The following is a 17,777-nucleotide window of genomic DNA, read 5'->3' as shown; positions in this document are numbered from 1 at the left end:
GGCGTGATCTACTCGATCCGCTCCATTCTGCCCTGCGCCGCGCCCGCCCCGGCCCCCGGGCGCACCGGCACCGCCCGCCCCCGCCGCCGGCCGGCCGGCATCCCGCCGCCCGTACCGGCCGCGACCGCCGCTCGCGGGGCCCGCGGGCCCCGGCCGCTCAGCCCTCCGCCGCCCGCACCGGCAGCGGGTACACCGGGGGAGTGCCGCCGAATTCCGGGCAGTGGGCCTGGTGGTCGCACCAACCGCACAGCTTCGTCGGCCGCGGCCGCCAGTCACCGGTCTCCGTCGCCGCCCGGATCGCCTCCCACAGCGCCAGCAACTTCCGCTCCACGCCCCGCAGATCGCGCTCGTCCGGGTCGTACGTCAGCACCTCGCCGCTGCCCAGATACACCAGCTGGAGCCGGCGCGGCACCACGCCCCGCAGCCGCCACACCACCAGGGCGTAGAACTTCATCTGGAACAGCGCGCCCTCGGCGAACTGCGGCCGCGGCGCCTTGCCGGTCTTGTAGTCGACCAGCCGGACCTCGCCCGTGGGCGCCACGTCGACCCGGTCGATGAAGCCGCGCAGCCGCAGCCCGGAGTCCAGCACCGTCTCCACGTACAGCTCGCGGTCGGCGGGCTCCAGGCGCGTGGGGTCCTCCAGCGTGAACCAGCGCTCGACCAGCGCCTCGGCCTCCGCCAGCCAGCGGCCCAGCCGCTCCCCGTCCGCGTCGTCCTCGAACAGCCCGGCCAGCTCGGGGCGCCGGGCCAGCAGCTTCTCCCACTCCACCGGCACCAGGGCCCGGGCCCCGCCGGCCGTGCGCTCCGCCGCCGGGGCGTCGAAGAGCCGCTCCAGCACCGCGTGCACCACCGTGCCCCGGGTCGCCGCCGGGCTCGGCTTCTCCGGCAGCTTGTCGATCACGCGGAAGCGGTAGAGCAGCGGGCACTGCATGAAGTCGCTCGCCCGCGACGGCGACAGCGCCTCCGGCGGCCGCGGCCCGCCCTGCGCCGGCACCTTCCCGGCCTGGGCCGGCACCGCCACCCCGGCCGCCGCCTCCGCGGCCGCCCCCGTGCCCGGTGCGTCCGTCCCCGTCGCCCCCGTAGCCCCCGTCGCCCCCGGCGTCCCCGGCGTCCCCGGCATCTCCGTGCTCCGTCCCATGCCACGCAACCCTACGGCCCGCCACTGACACGCGCCGACGGCTCACCGGCGGTGCGCCGCCCGCGCCCGCGCCCGCCCCGCGGCGGATCACGGCGGGAACCTCCGCATACCATCGACGTCGGGCACCTTTGCCCTGCATGATCGAGTTGTCAGGCAGAGCAGGTGCTGAAGCCGTATTCGACGAGGGGACGCCGTGGACGACAGCGGGAAGCCGCAGGACCCCCAGGAGTCCGGGCCCGACCGGCCGCCCCGGCCGCCCGAGCGGACCCCCGGCGGCCACCAGGCGCCGCCCCCGGGCGCACCGGGCCCCGGCGGCCCGGGCCACGGGACCGAGCCCCCCCAGCCCCCCCAGACCCCCGACCCCAAGGCGGCCGGCCGGAAGGCACCGGGCGGCGGCATCCTCATGGGCCGCCCCTTCGGCGTCCCCGTCTACGTCGCGCCCAGCTGGTTCCTGGTCGCCGCCCTGATCACCTGGGTCTTCGGCGGCCAGCTGGAGCGGGTGCTGCCCGAGCTCGGCGCCGCCCGCTACCTCGTCTCCCTCTTCTTCGCCGTGGCCTTCTACGCCTCGGTGCTCGTCCACGAACTCGCGCACACCGTCGCCGCGCTCCGCTTCAAGCTCCCCGTCCGCCGGATCCAGCTCCAGTTCTTCGGCGGCGTCTCGGAAATAGAGAAGGAGACCGAGAGCCCCGGCCGGGAGTTCGTCCTGGCCTTCGTGGGCCCCCTGCTCTCCCTGGTCCTGGCCGGCGCCTTCTACGTGGGCATGCGCCTGGTCGAGCCGGGCACCGTCCCCGGCGTCCTGCTCGCCGGCCTGATGATCTCCAACCTCATCGTCGCGGTCTTCAACCTCCTCCCCGGCCTCCCCCTGGACGGCGGCCGGATGCTGCGGGCCGTGGTCTGGAAGCTCACCGGCAAGCCGATGAGCGGTACCGTCGCCGCCGCCTGGGTCGGCCGGGCCCTGGCCGTCACCGTCCTGATCGGCCTGCCGCTGCTCACCCACACCGGCGCCCTGGGCCGGGCCCCCGAGGAGATCGGCGGTGCCGACTCGCTCACCGACGCCCTGCTCGCCGCGATCCTCGCCGCCATCATCTGGACCGGCGCCGGCAACAGCCTCCGCATGGCCCGGCTCCGCGAACGCCTCCCCGACCTCACCGCCCGCACCCTCACCCGCCGCGCCATCCCGGTGGAGAACGACACCCCGCTCTCCGAGGCGATCCGCCGCGCCAACGACGCCGGCGCCCGCGCCCTGGTCGTCGTCGACCGCCAGGGCTTCCCCACCGCCCTGGTCCGGGAGGGCGCCATCGTGGGCATCCCCGAGCACCGCCGCCCCTGGGTCGCCGTCGGCACCCTCGCCCAGGAGCTCAAGGACGGCATGCGGGTCGCCGCCGAGCTCGCCGGCGAGGACCTCCTGGACCACCTGCGGGCCACCCCCGCCACCGAGTACCTCGTCACCGAACCCACCGGCGAGATCTACGGCGTGCTGTCCACCGCCGACGTCGAACGCGCCTTCGTCGCCGCCATGGCCCGCCCGTCCTGACCCCGCCCGGCGGTGCCCGTGGTACGGGGGACGCCGTACGGCCGGTAGGCTGGTCACATGTCCGAACCGACCGGTGCCGCCCGCCGTCGCGGGCCCTTCAAGGTCGGGGACCAGGTCCAGCTCACCGACCCCAAGGGACGCCACTACACCTTCACGCTCGAAGCGGGCAAGAGCTTCCACACCCACAAGGGAGCCTTCCCCCACGACGAGCTGATCGGCGCGCCCGAGGGCAGTGTTGTCCGTACCACCGGAAACGTCGCTTACCTCGCGCTGCGTCCCCTGCTCCCCGACTACGTCCTGTCCATGCCCCGCGGTGCCGCCGTGGTCTACCCCAAGGACGCGGGGCAGATCCTGGCGATGGCCGACATCTTCCCCGGCGCCCGCGTGGTCGAGGCGGGAGTGGGCTCCGGCTCGCTCAGCAGCTTCCTGCTGCGCGCCATCGGCGACGACGGCATGCTGCACTCCTACGAGCGCCGCGCCGACTTCGCCGAGATCGCCACCCAGAACGTCGAGCGCTACTTCGGCGGCCCGCACCCCGCCTGGACGCTCACCGTCGGCGACCTCCAGGACAACCTCTCCGACACCGACGTCGACCGGGTCATCCTGGACATGCTCGCCCCCTGGGAGTGCCTGGAGGCCGTCTCCAAGGCGCTGGTGCCCGGCGGCATCCTCTGCGCCTACGTGGCCACCACCACCCAGCTGGCCCGCACCGTCGAGGCGATCCGCGAGCACGGCACCTTCAACGAGCCGTCGGCCTGGGAGACCATGGTCCGCACCTGGCACGTGGAGGGCCTCGCCGTCCGCCCCGACCACCGCATGATCGGCCACACCGGCTTCCTGCTCACCGCCCGCCGGCTCGCCGACGGCGTGGAGCCCCCGCTGCGCCGCCGCCGCCCCGCCAAGGGCGCGTACGGCGAGGACTACACCGGGCCCGGCGGAGGCCGGGAGAAGGCCGGCTCCGGCTCCTCGGGGGCCGCTGCGGCCGACCGCCCCGACGGCTCGCCCGAGCACGGCTGACGCCGCCCGGCCAGGCCACCGAACCGACCGGCGCCGCCGACGAGTTCCCCGCAGCGGGAACCGCCGGCGGCGCCGCTTCGTTCTCCCGGCGGACCGGCGCGGAATTCTCCGCGAAGAACTCCGCGGAGAAGGGCCCCCGCAGGTTCCGCGCCGCCCCCTCCTGTGGAACGATGCCGGTCACTCCCACCGCCACAGCACCTCACAGGAGTTACCCCACGTGCAGCCCTTGGCAGGCCAGGACCTGTTGCACACCCAGCCTCACCCCATGCACTGGCTCGCCACCGCCACCGCCGTCTCCGCGGTGATCGCGGTCTCGTCCTTCTTCCAGCCGGCCGGCGCCACCGCCGCGGCCGCCGGGGCCACCACGGCAGCCCCCGCCGCACCACCGCCCGACCCCGCCCGGGTCAGCTTCCCGGTCGACTGCGGGCCCAACCGCCTGGACGTGGTCCGCACCGTCTCCGGCGACCTCGACGGCGCGGGCGCCACCCAGACCGTCGCCGAGGTCCGCTGCCACACCGAGGCCGGCTCCCCGCCCAGCGGCGTCTACGTCCTCGCCCGGCCGGCCGACCCCAAGGCCCCGCCGCGCATCGTGGCGACGCTCCTGGCGCCCGATCGGCGGCTCTCGGTCCAGGGCCTGGCCCTCGACGGCCGGACGGTCTCCGCGACCGTCCAGGGCTATTCCTCGCCCGCCGTGCCGCGCTACCTCCCGGACGTGCACAAGACCCTCAAGTGGCAATGGCAGGGCGGGAAGTTCGTCCAGAGCGAACTCCCCGCCACTACGGCAACCGAGGGTGCCTGATCCGTCGCCCGCGGTGCCCGCGTCCGGCGCCCGCGCTACGCCGCGCCTACGCTCCGTCCGCGCGGCGTCCACCGCCGGTCAGCGGCCGCGATCACTCCGCGTCCGGGCCGTAGACCTCCACGAGGTCGGAGATCCGGCGCACGTGGATGCAGTCGCCGGGGCACTCCTTGGCGGAGTCCCGCACGTCGGCGAGGAGCGGCAGCGGGACGGGCGTTGCCGCCCCCTTCTCCTGGAGCAGCTCGTCATCGGGGCTCTTCACATAGGCCAGGCCGTCGATGTCCAGCTCGAAGACCTCCGGCGCGTACTGCGCGCAGATGCCGTCCCCGGTGCACAGGTCCTGGTCGATCCAGACTTCCAGCTCCGGTGCTTCGTCCTGCGCGGTCATCTCGCCTGCCGTTCCTGCGTACGTGAACCGTTTTTGTCTAAGTGGCGCCAGCCCTGACGGGTGTTGACCGACTCGACGATACAACCGCTCGCTTTCCGATGTTGTTGGGTGGGTATTCCCCTGAGGTGAGGACGTGCGCAAGGGTGAAGATCAGACACACCCCGACAGTCTTTTCGATCTAGGGGTTTCAACCTGCACCGGCCCAGGTAGGGTCAGGAAGCGTCCAGCTCCTTGGAGGAGGTGAGGACCGTGGCAGCCCACGACGACGACATCAACCGCGGCATCCGGCCGGGGCGCGGGTCTGAAGATCCAGCCGGTCAGGTTGCCTATCTTGAGCAGGAGATCGCCGTCCTGCGACGCAAGCTCGCCGACTCTCCGCGGCACACGAGGATTCTCGAAGAGCGGATCGTCGAGCTGCAGACCAACCTGGCCGGCGTGTCCGCCCAGAACGAACGCCTCGCCAATACGCTCCGCGAGGCCCGCGACCAGATCGTCGCGCTCAAGGAGGAGGTCGACCGGCTCGCGCAGCCGCCGGCCGGCTTCGGTGTCTTCCTACAGGCGAACGAGGACGGCACCGTCGACATCTTCACCGGGGGCCGCAAGCTCCGGGTGAACGTCAGCCCCAGCGTCGAGGCCGAGGACCTCCGGCGCGGCCAAGAGGTGATGCTCAACGAAGCACTCAACGTGGTCGCGGCGATGGAGTTCGAGTCCGCCGGCGACATCGTCACCCTCAAGGAGGTCCTGGAGGACGGCGAGCGCGCGCTGGTCATCGGGCACACCGACGAGGAGCGGGTGGTGCGGCTCGCCGAGCCGCTGCTGGACATCACCATCCGCCCCGGCGACGCCCTGCTCCTGGACTCCCGCTCCGGCTACGTCTACGAGGTCATCCCCAAGAGCGAGGTCGAGGAGCTGGTCCTCGAAGAGGTCCCGGACATCGACTACACCAAGATCGGCGGTCTGGGCGGCCAGATCGAGCAGATCCGGGACGCGGTCGAGCTCCCCTACCTCTACCCCGACCTCTTCAAGGAGCACGAACTCCGCCCGCCCAAGGGCGTCTTGCTCTACGGCCCGCCCGGCTGCGGCAAGACCCTCATCGCCAAGGCGGTCGCCAACTCCCTTGCCAAGAAGGTCGCCGAGGTCACCGGGCAGCCCGCCGGGAAGAGCTTCTTCCTGAACATCAAGGGCCCCGAGCTGCTCAACAAGTACGTCGGCGAGACCGAGCGGCACATCCGCCTGGTCTTCCAGCGGGCCCGGGAGAAGGCCAGCGAGGGCACCCCCGTCATCGTCTTCTTCGACGAGATGGACTCCCTCTTCCGCACCCGCGGCTCCGGGGTCAGCTCGGACGTGGAGAACACCATCGTCCCCCAGCTGCTCTCCGAGATCGACGGTGTCGAGGGCCTGGAGAACGTGATCGTGATCGGCGCCTCCAACCGCGAGGACATGATCGACCCCGCGATCCTGCGCCCCGGCCGCCTCGACGTGAAGATCAAGATCGAGCGTCCGGACGCGGAGGCCGCCAAGGACATCTTCTCGAAGTACCTCACGGAAAATCTCCCGCTGCACTCCGATGATCTCGCCGAGCACGGAAATTCCCGCAAGGCGGCGGTCAGCGGAATGATCCAGTCGGTCGTCGAGCAGATGTACGCGGAATCCGAGGAAAACCGCTTCCTGGAGGTCACCTACGCCAATGGTGACAAGGAAGTCCTCTACTTCAAGGACTTCAACTCCGGCGCGATGATCGAAAACATCGTCGGACGTGCGAAGAAGATGGCCATCAAGGCTTTCCTGGAGCACAACCAGAAGGGTCTGCGGGTCTCCCACCTCCTCCAGGCATGCGTGGACGAGTTCAAGGAGAACGAGGACCTGCCGAACACCACCAACCCCGACGACTGGGCCCGGATCTCCGGAAAGAAGGGTGAGCGGATCGTCTACATCCGCACCCTCGTCACCGGAAAGCAGGGCGCCGACACCGGTCGGTCCATCGACACGGTGGCGAATACCGGCCAATACCTGTAACACCGCTCTCCGGCTGCGGATGTCCTGCACGGGGCGTCCGCAGCCGGACGCTTTTCCGGGGGCGCGCGGACCGCCCCGGCGGGCCGGCGACGGACCAGGGAAAACCGGACTGGAGCAATGACTGTAATGATCTCCCCAGCGCCGCAAAGGCGTTCTAGGCTCTTCGGTACCGCTGCGTCTCGCTGTGCGGACGCGGGGAACGCACACGGACCGGAAGCGCAGCGGTTTTCGAGCGCCTGCCCCATCCGGGGGCGCCGCCGGGCAAGGAGGGCCGCATGACCGTACGGCGAGTAATGGGAATCGAGACGGAGTACGGGATCTCCGTCCCCGGCCACCCGAACGCCAATGCCATGCTCACCTCGTCCCAGGTCGTCAACGCCTACGCGGCCGCGATGCACCGGGCACGCCGTGCCCGCTGGGATTTCGAGGAGGAGAACCCGCTGCGGGACGCCCGCGGCTTCGACCTCGCCCGCGAGGCCGCCGACTCCAGCCAGCTCACGGACGAGGACATCGGCCTGGCCAACGTCATCCTGACCAACGGCGCCAGGCTCTACGTCGACCACGCGCACCCGGAGTACAGCGCCCCGGAGGTCACCAATCCGCGGGACGCTGTCCTGTGGGACAAGGCCGGTGAGCGGATCATGGCCGAGGCCGCCGAGCGCGCGGCCCAGGTCCCCGGCGCCCAGCCGATCCACCTCTACAAGAACAACACCGACAACAAGGGCGCCTCCTACGGGACGCACGAGAACTACCTGATGAAGCGGGAGACCCCGTTCTCGGACATCGTGCGCCACCTGACCCCCTTCTTCGTCTCCCGGCAGGTGGTCACCGGTGCCGGACGGGTCGGGATCGGCCAGGACGGCACCGAGCACGGCTTCCAGCTCAGCCAGCGCGCCGACTACTTCGAGGTGGAGGTCGGGCTGGAGACGACGCTCAAACGGCCCATCATCAACACCCGCGACGAACCGCACGCGGACGCCGAGAAGTACCGCCGGCTGCACGTGATCATCGGGGACGCCAACCTCTCCGAGCTCTCGACGTACCTGAAGCTGGGCACCACCTCGCTGGTGCTGTCGATGATCGAGGACGGCTTCATCGCCGTCGACCTCGCCGTCGACCAACCCGTCCGCACCCTGCACCAGGTCTCCCACGACCCCTCGCTCCAGCACCTGATCACGCTCCGCAGCGGCCGGACACTGACCGCGGTGCAACTCCAGATGGAGTACTTCGAGCTGGCCAGGAAGTACGTGGAGGACCGTTACGGCGCGGACGCCGACGAGCAGACCCGGGACGTGCTCACCCGCTGGGAGGACGTGCTGGGGCGGCTGGAGAACGACCCGATGAGCCTGGCCGGCGAGCTGGACTGGGTCGCCAAGCGCGAGCTGATGGAGGGCTACCGTCGCCGGGACGGCCTGGACTGGGACGCCGCCCGGCTGCACCTCATCGACCTCCAGTACGCCGACGTGCGCCCCGAGAAGGGCCTCTACAACCGCCTGGTGGCCCGCGGCCGGATGAAGCGGCTGCTGGACGAGGCGGCGGTGGAGGAGGCCGAGCTGAAGCCCCCGGAGGACACCCGGGCCTACTTCCGCGGCCGCTGCCTGGAGCAGTACGCCGACGACGTGGCCGCCGCCTCCTGGGACTCGGTCATCTTCGACCTGCCCGGCCGTGACTCTCTGCAACGGGTGCCCACGCTGGAGCCGCTGCGCGGCACCCGGAAGCACGTCAAGGAGCTGCTGGACCGCTGCCGGACGGCGGAAGAGCTGGTCAGGACGTTGTCCGGACGGTGACGGACGGCAGGTGCACGGCAGATCGGCCATGATCGGGGGCCGCTGGACGGCTGAAACGGGCGCGCCGCGGGAATCATGGAGGTGACTCCCGGGCGTTACAGGAAGTGCAGGGCCGATGTCGGACCCTGCTTGTAGGGTCGGATCTTGAAGGTCACATCGAGCGGGGCAAACCGAGCGGGGTGAGGGATATGGCGACCAAGGACAGCGGCGGCGGACAGCAGCGGGCCACCCGGTCCACCGAAGAGGTCGAGGAGCAGGCCCAGGACGCGCAGGTCTCGGACGACCTCAAGGAGCGGCAGGAGAAGCTCTCCGACGACGTGGATTCCGTCCTGGACGAAATCGACGACGTGCTGGAGGAGAACGCCGAGGACTTCGTGCGCTCCTTCGTCCAAAAGGGCGGGCAGTAAGGGCACCACGGGCGTTCCTCGCTGACGCCCGCGGCCGGGCGCGGTGTGCGGTCCGCAGCGGACTGCCGCACGCCCGCGCCCGGCCGGTGTCATCGGGCTCCGTCACGGGCGGCCGCACGGAAGCGCGCGATGCCGGGTCCCGGCATGTGGATCACGGCTCCGGGGCGGGTAGGGTCCGAGGCGTACTCCGCTCCGGCTGCGTTGCAGCCCTGGGCCCATTCAAGGATCGGCCGGCGTGCCTGACGGCGGGCGGCCGAGTATCCGGAAGGAAACGTGTGGAAGCCAACACCCGAAGCACCGGGCGTCTGCCAGCTGCCTTCCTGACGCCTGGCTCCTCGTCGTTCATGGATTTCCTCGGGGCGCACGTCCCCGAGCTGCTGCCGGGCAACCGCCCGCTGCCGCCGGTGCAGGGGGCCGTCGAGGCGCCGCACGGCACGACCATCGTGGCGGCCTCGTTCCCCGGCGGTGTGGTGCTCGCCGGCGACCGCCGCGCCACGATGGGCAACGTCATCGCGCAGCGCGACATCGAGAAGGTCTTCCCGGCCGACGAGTACTCCGCGGTGGGCATCGCGGGCACGGCCGGCCTCGCGGTGGAGATGGTCAAGCTGTTCCAGCTGGAGCTGGAGCACTTCGAGAAGGTCGAGGGGGCGCAACTCTCCCTGGAGGGCAAGGCGAACCGCCTCTCCACGATGATCCGCAGCAACCTCGGCATGGCCATGCAGGGCCTCGCCGTGGTGCCGCTGTTCGCCGGCTACGACATCGACCGCGAGAAGGGCCGGATCTTCTCGTACGACGTCACCGGCGGGCGGTCGGAGGAGCACGGCTTCGCGGCCACCGGCTCCGGCTCGGTCTTCGCGCGCAGCGCCCTGAAGAAGCTCTTCCGGGAGGACTTCACGGAGCATCAGGCCGCCACCGCCGTCGTCCAGGCGCTCTACGACGCCGCCGACGACGACTCGGCGACCGGCGGGCCGGACATGGCACGGCGGATCTACCCCATCGTCACGGTGATCACCGAAGAGGGCTTCCGGAAGCTGACCGAGGCCGAGGTCTCGGAGATCGCCCGCGCCGTGCACGAGCGCCGTCTCGACCAGCCCGACGGCCCGCGCGCCGCGCTGCTCTGACGGGACGGAAGTTCCGTGGTGCGCCCCCCGACAGCGAGAGAGTTTTTGACAGGAAGGGACGGATAGCCGGTGTCGACGCCGTTCTATGTCTCACCCCAGCAGGCCATGGCCGACCGTGCCGAGTACGCCCGCAAGGGCATCGCGCGCGGCCGCAGCGTCGTGGTGCTGCAATACACCGACGGCGTGCTCTTCGTCGCCGAGAATCCCTCCCGCGCCCTGCACAAGGTCAGCGAGATCTACGACCGGATCGCCTTCGCGGCGGTCGGCAAGTACAACGAGTTCGAGAACCTCCGGATCGGCGGCGTCCGCTACGCCGATCTGCGCGGCTACACCTACGACCGGGAGGACGTGACCGCGCGCGGGCTGGCCAACGTCTACGCCCAGACGCTGGGCACCATCTTCTCCAGCGCGGCCGAGAAGCCCTACGAGGTCGAGCTGATCGTCGCCGAGGTGGGCAACGGCCCCGAGGACGACCAGATCTACCGGCTGCCGCACGACGGCTCCATCGTGGACGAGCACGGCTCGGTCGCGGTGGGCGGCAACGCCGACCAGATCAGCAGCTACCTCGACCAGCGGCACCGGGACGGGATGTCCCTGGCCGAGGCGCTGCGGCTGGCGGTGGAATCGCTCTCCCGGGACACCAACGGCGCGGAGCGGACGCTGACCGCCGAGCACCTCGAAGTCGCGGTGCTGGACCGGACGCGCCCGCAGAAGCGGAAGTTCAAGCGCATCCTGGGGCGGCAGCTGTCCCGGCTGCTGGACGAGCAGACCGCTGAGGACAAGGCGGAGGGCGGGCCCGGCCAGGACGCGGGGGAGGCCGCGGAGGCCGGTACCGCCGGCGGGACGACCGGCCCGGAGGCCGCGGCGGAGGGCGGCAAGGAGGGCGGGAAGGACTCCGGCAAGGGCTCCGGCAAGGACACGTCCGCGGGCCCGGAGGACGCCGGCACGGACTGAGCGCCGCGCACCCCGCGCATACCGCACCGCTTCCGGGCCGGCCGCCCGGACCCCGCGCCCCGGTGGGTCAACGCCCGCCGGGGCGCGTGGCGTTGGCGGCCGGCGGCGGTGCCGTGGAGCCGCGCGGGACGAGCGTGACGGGGAGGGCGGGGGGTTCGGCCGGGGTGCCGTCCAGGACGGCCAGCAGGGCCCGCATCCCGGCCGCGCCGAACTCCTCGGCGGGCAGCCGCACCGTCGTCAGCTCCGGCTCGACCGCGACCGCGAGCGCCAGGTCGTCGAAGCCGGTGACCGAGATGTCCTCGGGGATCCGCAGGCCGAGCCGGCGGACCGCCTTGCAGGCACCGGCGGCGACGACGTCGTCGTCGCAGAGCAGCGCGGTGGGGCGCGGGCCGGGGCCGGTCAGCGCGGTGTGCGCGGCGCGCAGTCCGGCCTCGACGCTGAGCGCGGTGGGTTGCCGGTGCAGCACGGCACCGGGCAGGCCGGCCAGCGCCGCGCGCAGCGCCCGGGCCCGCACGGCGAACGTCCAGGAGTCGACATCGGCCGCGAGGTGGGTGATCCGGCGGTGGCCGAGTCCGGTGAGGTGGGCCGCCAACTGCCGTACGCCGTCGGCGATGTCGAGGTTGACGGCGGCGGAGGCGGCGGTGTCGCCGGGGTCGCTGTCCAGCATCACCAGCGGCAGTCCGGCGGCGCGCAGCGCGGTGAGCGCGCCGGCCGCCATGGAGGAGGCGATGACGCCGTCGAGCGCGGCGGAGGCGGAGGCGAACGGGTCGCGGGCCGGGCCGGTGCCCTCGGGGGAGGGGTAGAGGACCACGCCGAAGTCGTGGTCGGCGGCGATCCGGGCCGCGCCGGTGTAGACCCGGGCGAAGAACTCGGTGGTCAGCGCGGGGACGACCAGCAGTGCGGTGCGGGTGCGGCCGGTGCGCAGGCTGCGCGCGGCGAGGTTGGGGCGGTAGCCCAGCTCGCGGGCGGCGGCCCGGACCGCTTCGGCCTTGGCGGCGGAGACCCGGCCGGGCCATTTGCCGCCCAGCACCAGGGAGACCGCGGCCTGCGAGACGCCGGCGGCCCGGGCGACGTCGCGGCTGGTGGCGCGGGCGGGCGGCGGGGCCTCGTGGCTGGTCACCGGGTGCGTCTCTCCTTGGTCCTGCGCCGCGGGGGGTGGACCCGCGCGTGGGGCCATGGTACGTATGACCCGCGACGTTATACGTAACACGTCCGGCGCGGACCGGACGGAAAGGGGCAGGCGTGGCCGCGGGATATGCGGAGTTGCTCAGAACGCGGTATGCCGCCCGGCTGCTGGCCGGGACCCTGGTGGGGCGGCTGCCGAACGCCACCGCGGCGCTCGCCGTGGTGCTCTTCGTCCGGGCCCAGGGCGGCAGCTACGCGCTGGCCGGCGCGCTCTCCGCGGTCTACGCGGTCGGCAACGCGGTGGGCCAGCCGCTGCTCGGGCGGGCCGTGGACCTCTTCGGGCAGCCCCGGGTGATGCTGCCCGCCTCGGTGCTCTCGGCGCTCGGCATGGCGCTGCTGGCCGCCGTCGGGGTGGCACCGCGCTGGCCCGCCTACGTGGCGATGGCCCTCGCCGGATTCTTCACCCCGCCGCTGGAGGGCGGGCTGCGCGCGCTGTGGCCGGGGGTGCTCAAGCGGCCCGACCGGGTGCACGCCGCCTACGCGCTGGACGCGGTGGCCCAGGAAATCCTGTTCGCGGTCGGGCCGTTGCTGGTGACGCTCTGTGTGGAGCTCTGGTCGGCCGGTGCGGCGCTGCTGGTGATCAACGCCATCGGGGTGCTCGGCGCGCTGTCCGTGGCGGTCTCCGCGCCCTCCCGGCAGTGGCGCAGCGCCGCTCGCGAGGCGCACTGGCTGGGCGCGCTGCGCTCGGCCGGGATGCTGGTGCTGATCGGCGCCTTCTTCTTCGTCGGGCTGGCGCTGGGGTCGATCGCGGTGGCCGCGGTGGCGTACGCCGACCGGCACGGCGGCGGGATGGTCTCCAGCTACCTGCTCTCCGCGCTCGGCGTGGGCGCGCTGGCCGGCGGGCTGGTCTACGGCGCGCGGCAGTGGCCGGGCCGGCCGGAGGGGCGGCTGCGCCTGCTGGTCGCGCTGCTGGCGCTGGGCTACCTGCCGCTGGCCCTGGCGCCCGGCGTGGCCGGGATGACGGCACTGGCGGGCGTCGCCGGGGTGTTCCTGGCGCCGTCGCTGGCCTGCGCGTTCGTGGTGGTGGACCGGCACGCGCCCGCGGGGACGGTGACGGAGGCGTTCTCGTGGCTGGTGACCACCTTCGGGGTCGGTTCGGCGGCGGGTGCCTCGGTGGCCGGGCCGGTACTGGAGCGCGGCGGGCCGGGCGCCGGATTCGCCGTCGCGGGGGTCTCCGGGATCGTCGCGCTGCTGGTCCTTTTGTCGACGAAGCGATTCCTGGGGGACCCGGTGACACCCGCCGTACCCTGCGCCGACGAGGCGGTCCGGGCGGAAAATGATCGGAACGGTGCTGTCGAACCCGGTTTCAGAGCAGGCCGTCAGGCGTAATGTTCAGTCATGGACCGCCGCATTTTCGGGCTGGAGAACGAGTACGGCGTCACGTGCACGTTCAGGGGACAGCGCCGACTGTCGCCTGACGAAGTGGCGCGCTACCTCTTCCGCCGTGTCGTGTCATGGGGCCGCAGCAGCAACGTCTTCCTGCGGAACGGCGCCCGCCTGTACTTGGACGTGGGGTCGCACCCGGAATACGCAACTCCCGAGTGCGACAACGTGACCGAGCTGGTCACCCACGACAAGGCCGGCGAGCGCATTCTCGAAGGTCTGCTCGTCGACGCCGAACGCCGCCTGCACGAGGAGGGAATCGCGGGCGACGTCTACCTCTTCAAGAACAACACCGATTCGGCGGGAAACTCCTACGGCTGCCACGAGAACTATCTCGTGGCCCGGCACGGCGAGTTCTCCCGGCTCGCGGACATCCTCATTCCGTTCCTCGTCACCCGGCAGCTGCTGTGCGGCGCCGGCAAGGTGCTCCAGACGCCGCGCGGCGCGGTCTACTGCGTCAGCCAGCGCGCCGAGCACATCTGGGAGGGCGTCTCCTCGGCGACCACCCGCTCCCGCCCGATCATCAACACCCGGGACGAACCGCACGCGGACGCCGAGCGCTACCGCCGGCTCCACGTCATCGTCGGCGACTCCAACATGTCGGAGACCACGATGATGCTCAAGGTCGGGGCCACCGACCTGGTGCTCCGGATGATCGAGGCGGGCACCGTCATGCGCGACCTGACGCTGGAGAACCCGATCCGGGCGATCCGCGAGGTGAGCCACGACACCACCGGCCAGCGCAAGGTGCGGCTCGCCAGCGGCCGCGAGGCGTCCGCGCTGGAGGTGCAGCAGGAGTACTACGAGAAGGCCGTCGACTTCTGCGACCGCCGCGGAATCCGCACCGGTCTGGTCGAACGGGTCCTGGAGCTGTGGGGCCGCACCCTCGAAGCCGTCCGCGACCAGGAGCTGGACCGCGTCGCGACCGAGATCGACTGGGTGATGAAACATCAGCTCATCGAGCGGTACCGCACCAAGCACAACATCAGCATGTCCCACCCGCGTGTGGCGCAGATAGACCTCGCGTACCACGACATCCACCGGCGCCGGGGGCTCTACTACCTCCTGGAGCGGAAGGGGCAGGCGAAACGGATCTGCAATGACGTGAAGATCTTCGAGGGAAAGTCGGTGCCACCGCAGACCACGCGGGCGCGGCTGCGCGGTGACTTCATCCGGCGGGCCCAGGAGCAGCGCCGCGATTTCACCGTCGACTGGGTGCACCTCAAACTCAATGACCAGGCCCAGCGGACGGTGCTGTGCAAGGACCCGTTCCGTTCCGTCGACGACCGGGTGGAGAAGCTGATCGCCGGTATGTGAACGGAGCCGGAATGCGCGGCGGTGCGCCGGGAGGGTGAAGGCCCCCGGCGCATTGCCGTGTTGCCCCGGGCCGCCGTGCGAAAGCGGAAGCGGCCACAGCGACAGGTCGTAGAGTGGCGGGCATTGCCCACTACCCCACGATCCCGGTTGGACAGATGCTGAATTCTTCCGCGGGGCGCTCCCCCCGCCCGTTCGCCACGCACACCCGTCGCGCCGCCGCCGCCGCGCTGGCGGTGCCCGTGCTGCTCCTCGCCGCCGCCTGCGGGAACGACGACGGCGCCAGCTCCGACGCGGCGGTGGTCAAGGTGACGGGCAAGGCCGGCGCCAAGCCCACGATCTCCGTGCCCAAGGACGCCAAGCCGGCCGACAAGGCCGTCACCAAGACCCTGATCGAGGGCAAGGGCGCGACCGTCAGCAAGGGCGATCTGGTCCGGCTGGACTTCTCCGCGCAGACCATGAAGGGCCAGAACCTCGGCAGCAGCTGGACGCCGCAGCCGGGCGCCAAGCCGGGCGCGGCCCGCACCCAGGTCGTCACCGAGGTCACCGACCAGATGACGCAGCAGATGCTGCCGCCGAAGGTGCTGACCGCCGCGGCCGGCCAGAAGGTGGGCAGCCGGTACGAGGTCGAGGGCACCGCGAAGGCGCTGATCGGCGAGGGGCTGAACCCGCAGTCGGGCGTCAAGCCGGAGGACGGCCTGGTGTGGGTCGTCGACGTGGTCGGCGCCAAGAAGGTGGACAAGAAGGCGAAGGCCGAGGGCACCCAGGCGGCGCCGGAGGACGGGATGCCGGAGGTGAAGGCGGCGGACGACAAGGCCGCGACGATCACCATCCCGCCGGGGGAGAAGGCGCCCGCCGACCTCAAGCAGCAGGTCCTGATCAAGGGCAAGGGCCCGGAGGTCAAGGCCGGTGACGGGCTGATCGCCCAGTACACCGGCGTGAAGTGGGAGGACGGGAAGAAGTTCGACTCGTCCTGGGACCACGGCGGCGCGACCGCGTTCCAGATCGGCACCGGGCAGGTCGTCCAGGGCTGGGACCAGGCCCTGGTCGGCAAGCACGTCGGGGACCGGGTGGAGATCGTGATCCCGCCGAAGCTGGGCTACGGCGCCAGCCCGCAGCACGAGCTGGCGAAGAACACCCTGGTCTTCGTGGTCGACATCGTCGGGACGGTCTGACCGGACGGCCCGCGGAATCTGCGAGACTGACCCGGCCATCGAAAAGATCCGCAAGTAGGAGCACATTCGTGAACATCGACAAGCCCGAAATCGACTTCCCCGAGGGCCCGGCTCCCACCGACCTGGAGATCGTGGACCTGTGGGAGGGCGACGGGCCGGTCGCCAAGGCCGGGGCCATGGTCTCCGTGCACTACGTCGGCGTCTCCTTCAGCACCGGTGAGGAGTTCGACGCGAGCTGGAACCGCGGCAAGCCGCTCCAGTTCGAGCTGGGCGCCGGCCAGGTCATCCCGGGCTGGGACCAGGGCGTCCAGGGCATGAAGGTGGGCGGCCGGCGCCGGCTGACCATCCCGCCGCACCTGGCCTACGGCGAGCGGGGCGCGGGCGGCGGCCGGATCGCCCCCAACGAGACCCTGATCTTCGTCTGCGACCTGGTCGCCGTCTGAGACCCGGGACACCGTGCCCGGAAGGGCCCGCGCCGGCCGGCGCGGGCCCTTCGCTTTTGCCGGACGAGCGGCGGGCGGTACGGTCACCCGTTGGGAGCTAACGAGAGAGGGCGTCGATGGCGATTGCCAAGGCCGAGCGGCTGATGAATCTGGCGCTGTGCCTGCTGGGGACGCGACGCCCGCTGACCAAGCACGAGCTGCGGTCGTCGATCGAGGCGTACCGCGAGGCGTTCGGGCCGGGCGCCCCGGCCGGCCCCGACGACGCCTTCAACCGCATGTTCGAGCGGGACAAGGACGACCTGCGCGAACTGGGCCTGGTCATCGAGACCGTCGACGGCATCGACGGCGAGACCGGCTACCTCGCCCGCCGCGACAGCAACCGCCTGCCCCCGATCACCCTGGACGCCGAGGAGGCCGCCGCCCTCGGCCTGGCCGCCAAGGTCTGGCAGCAGGCCCGGCTGGCCGGCGCGGCCAGCGGCGCGTTGCAGAAGCTGCGGGCCGCCGGGATGCCGCTGGCCGGCGGGGAGGCCGACCTGGACGCCGGGCAGCCGCACAGCGCGCTGGAGCCCCGCATCCCCACCCACGAGGCGGCCTTCGAGCCGCTGATGCTGGCCTGCCGGGACCGCCGCCCGGTCGTCTTCGACTACCGCAAGTCCAACGCGGCCCGGCCCGAGCAGCGGCACCTCGAACCGTGGATCCTGGAGTGCTGGCGCGGCCACTGGTACGTCGCCGGCTGGGACCGCGACCGGGGCGCCGAGCGGGTCTTCCGGCTGTCCCGGATCACCGGCCGGGTCCGGTCCCGGCAGGGGAAGTTCACCGCCCCGGTGCCCGACCACGTCACGGTCCGGGAGACCGTCGAGCGCTGGGCTGGGGAGACCGCCACCGGCACCGCCCGGATCCGGCTCCGCGCCGGGCACGGCTATCCGCTGCGCGCCCGCGCGCTGTCCGTCCGCGCCCTGGACGGCGACTGGGACGAGCTGGAGATCCCCAACGGACACGGACTCGACGCCTGGCTGGTGGAGTTCGGACCGGACGTGGTGGTACTGGAACCGGCGGAGCTGCGCGACGGGGTCATCGACCGCCTGCGCGCGGTGGCCAAGGGCTGAGAGGGGGACGGAC

General features: G+C 72.0%; 16 protein-coding genes. 13 read left to right on the top strand and 3 right to left on the bottom strand.

Translation table 11 applies throughout. The features are described 5' to 3' along the window. Nucleotides 1-157: 157 nt before the first annotated feature. Nucleotides 158-1,138, bottom strand: coding sequence for a RecB family exonuclease (locus MUU72_RS08380; RefSeq protein WP_372503035.1), 981 nt, complete (start codon nt 1,136-1,138; stop codon nt 158-160). 193 nt (nt 1,139-1,331) lie between these two features. Between MUU72_RS08380 and MUU72_RS08375 the strand changes: the two genes are divergently transcribed. The 3 genes from MUU72_RS08375 to MUU72_RS08365 all read left to right on the top strand — a co-directional run bounded on the left by MUU72_RS08375 (nt 1,332) and on the right by MUU72_RS08365 (nt 4,488). After that, a complete protein-coding gene (locus tag MUU72_RS08375) occupies nt 1,332-2,672 on the top strand; it encodes a site-2 protease family protein (RefSeq protein WP_248012517.1) in 1,341 nt (446 codons plus the stop codon). Between the two features lie 57 nt (nt 2,673-2,729). Further along, on the top strand, nt 2,730-3,689 hold the full coding sequence (locus tag MUU72_RS08370; RefSeq protein ID WP_248012516.1) for a tRNA (adenine-N1)-methyltransferase: 960 nt from the start codon (nt 2,730-2,732) through the stop codon (nt 3,687-3,689). 217 nt (nt 3,690-3,906) lie between these two features. Beyond that, on the top strand, nt 3,907-4,488 hold the full coding sequence (locus tag MUU72_RS08365; protein ID WP_248012515.1) for a hypothetical protein: 582 nt from the start codon (nt 3,907-3,909) through the stop codon (nt 4,486-4,488). Between the two features lie 91 nt (nt 4,489-4,579). Here the strand turns inward: MUU72_RS08365 and MUU72_RS08360 are convergent, their stop codons facing one another. After that, nucleotides 4,580-4,873, bottom strand: a complete 294-nt coding sequence (locus MUU72_RS08360; protein WP_248012514.1) for a ferredoxin — start codon at nt 4,871-4,873, stop codon at nt 4,580-4,582. Nucleotides 4,874-5,122: 249 nt separating this feature from the next. Here MUU72_RS08360 and arc point away from each other — a divergent pair, with 249 nt between their 5' ends. The 5 genes from arc to prcA all read left to right on the top strand — a co-directional run bounded on the left by arc (nt 5,123) and on the right by prcA (nt 11,158). Continuing rightward, nucleotides 5,123-6,889 carry a proteasome ATPase gene (gene arc / locus MUU72_RS08355; RefSeq protein ID WP_248012513.1) on the top strand — a complete coding sequence of 589 codons (1,767 nt, stop codon included), beginning with the start codon at nt 5,123-5,125 and terminating at the stop codon, nt 6,887-6,889. A gap of 275 nt (nt 6,890-7,164) precedes the next feature. Beyond that, a complete protein-coding gene (gene dop, locus MUU72_RS08350; protein WP_248012512.1) occupies nt 7,165-8,676 on the top strand; it encodes a depupylase/deamidase Dop in 1,512 nt (503 codons plus the stop codon). 188 nt (nt 8,677-8,864) lie between these two features. Continuing rightward, nucleotides 8,865-9,083: a ubiquitin-like protein Pup gene (locus tag MUU72_RS08345; RefSeq protein ID WP_248012511.1), complete on the top strand. Its 219-nt coding sequence runs from the start codon at nt 8,865-8,867 to the stop codon at nt 9,081-9,083. A 275-nt stretch (nt 9,084-9,358) separates the two neighbouring features. Next, complete coding sequence (prcB, locus tag MUU72_RS08340; protein WP_248012510.1) at nt 9,359-10,204, top strand: proteasome subunit beta; 846 nt, start codon at nt 9,359-9,361, stop codon at nt 10,202-10,204. 69 nt (nt 10,205-10,273) lie between these two features. Beyond that, entirely contained in the window at nt 10,274-11,158 is an 885-nt protein-coding gene (gene prcA / locus MUU72_RS08335) for a proteasome subunit alpha (protein ID WP_248012509.1), read from the top strand. Between the two features lie 67 nt (nt 11,159-11,225). On the opposite strand, the gene MUU72_RS08330 is transcribed toward prcA, so the two are convergent. Continuing rightward, complete coding sequence (locus tag MUU72_RS08330) at nt 11,226-12,335, bottom strand: LacI family DNA-binding transcriptional regulator (protein WP_372503033.1); 1,110 nt, start codon at nt 12,333-12,335, stop codon at nt 11,226-11,228. A 65-nt stretch (nt 12,336-12,400) separates the two neighbouring features. On the opposite strand from MUU72_RS08330, the gene MUU72_RS08325 reads away from it, so the two are divergent. The 5 genes from MUU72_RS08325 (at nt 12,401) to MUU72_RS08305 (ending at nt 17,764) form a co-directional block, all read left to right on the top strand. Next, nucleotides 12,401-13,672, top strand: coding sequence for an MFS transporter (locus tag MUU72_RS08325; protein ID WP_248012507.1), 1,272 nt, complete (start codon nt 12,401-12,403; stop codon nt 13,670-13,672). Nucleotides 13,673-13,681: 9 nt separating this feature from the next. Next, complete coding sequence (pafA, locus tag MUU72_RS08320) at nt 13,682-15,043, top strand: Pup--protein ligase (protein ID WP_248012506.1); 1,362 nt, start codon at nt 13,682-13,684, stop codon at nt 15,041-15,043. Between the two features lie 155 nt (nt 15,044-15,198). Then, nucleotides 15,199-16,215 (top strand): FKBP-type peptidyl-prolyl cis-trans isomerase, encoded by a 1,017-nt coding sequence (locus tag MUU72_RS08315; RefSeq protein ID WP_248012505.1) that lies wholly within the window; start codon nt 15,199-15,201, stop codon nt 16,213-16,215. A 68-nt stretch (nt 16,216-16,283) separates the two neighbouring features. After that, a complete protein-coding gene (locus MUU72_RS08310; protein ID WP_248012504.1) occupies nt 16,284-16,658 on the top strand; it encodes an FKBP-type peptidyl-prolyl cis-trans isomerase in 375 nt (124 codons plus the stop codon). Between the two features lie 116 nt (nt 16,659-16,774). Continuing rightward, entirely contained in the window at nt 16,775-17,764 is a 990-nt protein-coding gene (locus tag MUU72_RS08305; RefSeq protein ID WP_248012503.1) for a helix-turn-helix transcriptional regulator, read from the top strand. Nucleotides 17,765-17,777: the final 13 nt, after the last annotated feature.

It is taken from the genome of Streptomyces rhizoryzae (assembly GCF_023155275.1).
Classification (GTDB): Bacteria; Actinomycetota; Actinomycetes; order Streptomycetales; family Streptomycetaceae; genus Streptomyces; species Streptomyces rhizoryzae.
Note: the sequence above shows the minus strand (reverse complement) of the source record. Positions and strands in the feature narration are given on the sequence as shown.

Coding starts and splice junctions, on each gene's coding strand:
- MUU72_RS08380 (WP_372503035.1), bottom strand. CDS start 1,138: ATGGGACGGAGCACGGAGATGCCGGGGACGCCGGGGACGCCGGGGGCG.
- MUU72_RS08370 (WP_248012516.1), top strand. CDS start 2,730: ATGTCCGAACCGACCGGTGCCGCCCGCCGTCGCGGGCCCTTCAAGGTC.
- MUU72_RS08360 (WP_248012514.1), bottom strand. CDS start 4,873: ATGACCGCGCAGGACGAAGCACCGGAGCTGGAAGTCTGGATCGACCAG.
- dop (WP_248012512.1), top strand. CDS start 7,165: ATGACCGTACGGCGAGTAATGGGAATCGAGACGGAGTACGGGATCTCC.
- MUU72_RS08345 (WP_248012511.1), top strand. CDS start 8,865: ATGGCGACCAAGGACAGCGGCGGCGGACAGCAGCGGGCCACCCGGTCC.
- MUU72_RS08330 (WP_372503033.1), bottom strand. CDS start 12,335: ATGGCCCCACGCGCGGGTCCACCCCCCGCGGCGCAGGACCAAGGAGAG.
- pafA (WP_248012506.1), top strand. CDS start 13,682: ATGGACCGCCGCATTTTCGGGCTGGAGAACGAGTACGGCGTCACGTGC.
- MUU72_RS08315 (WP_248012505.1), top strand. CDS start 15,199: ATGCTGAATTCTTCCGCGGGGCGCTCCCCCCGCCCGTTCGCCACGCAC.
- MUU72_RS08305 (WP_248012503.1), top strand. CDS start 16,775: ATGGCGATTGCCAAGGCCGAGCGGCTGATGAATCTGGCGCTGTGCCTG.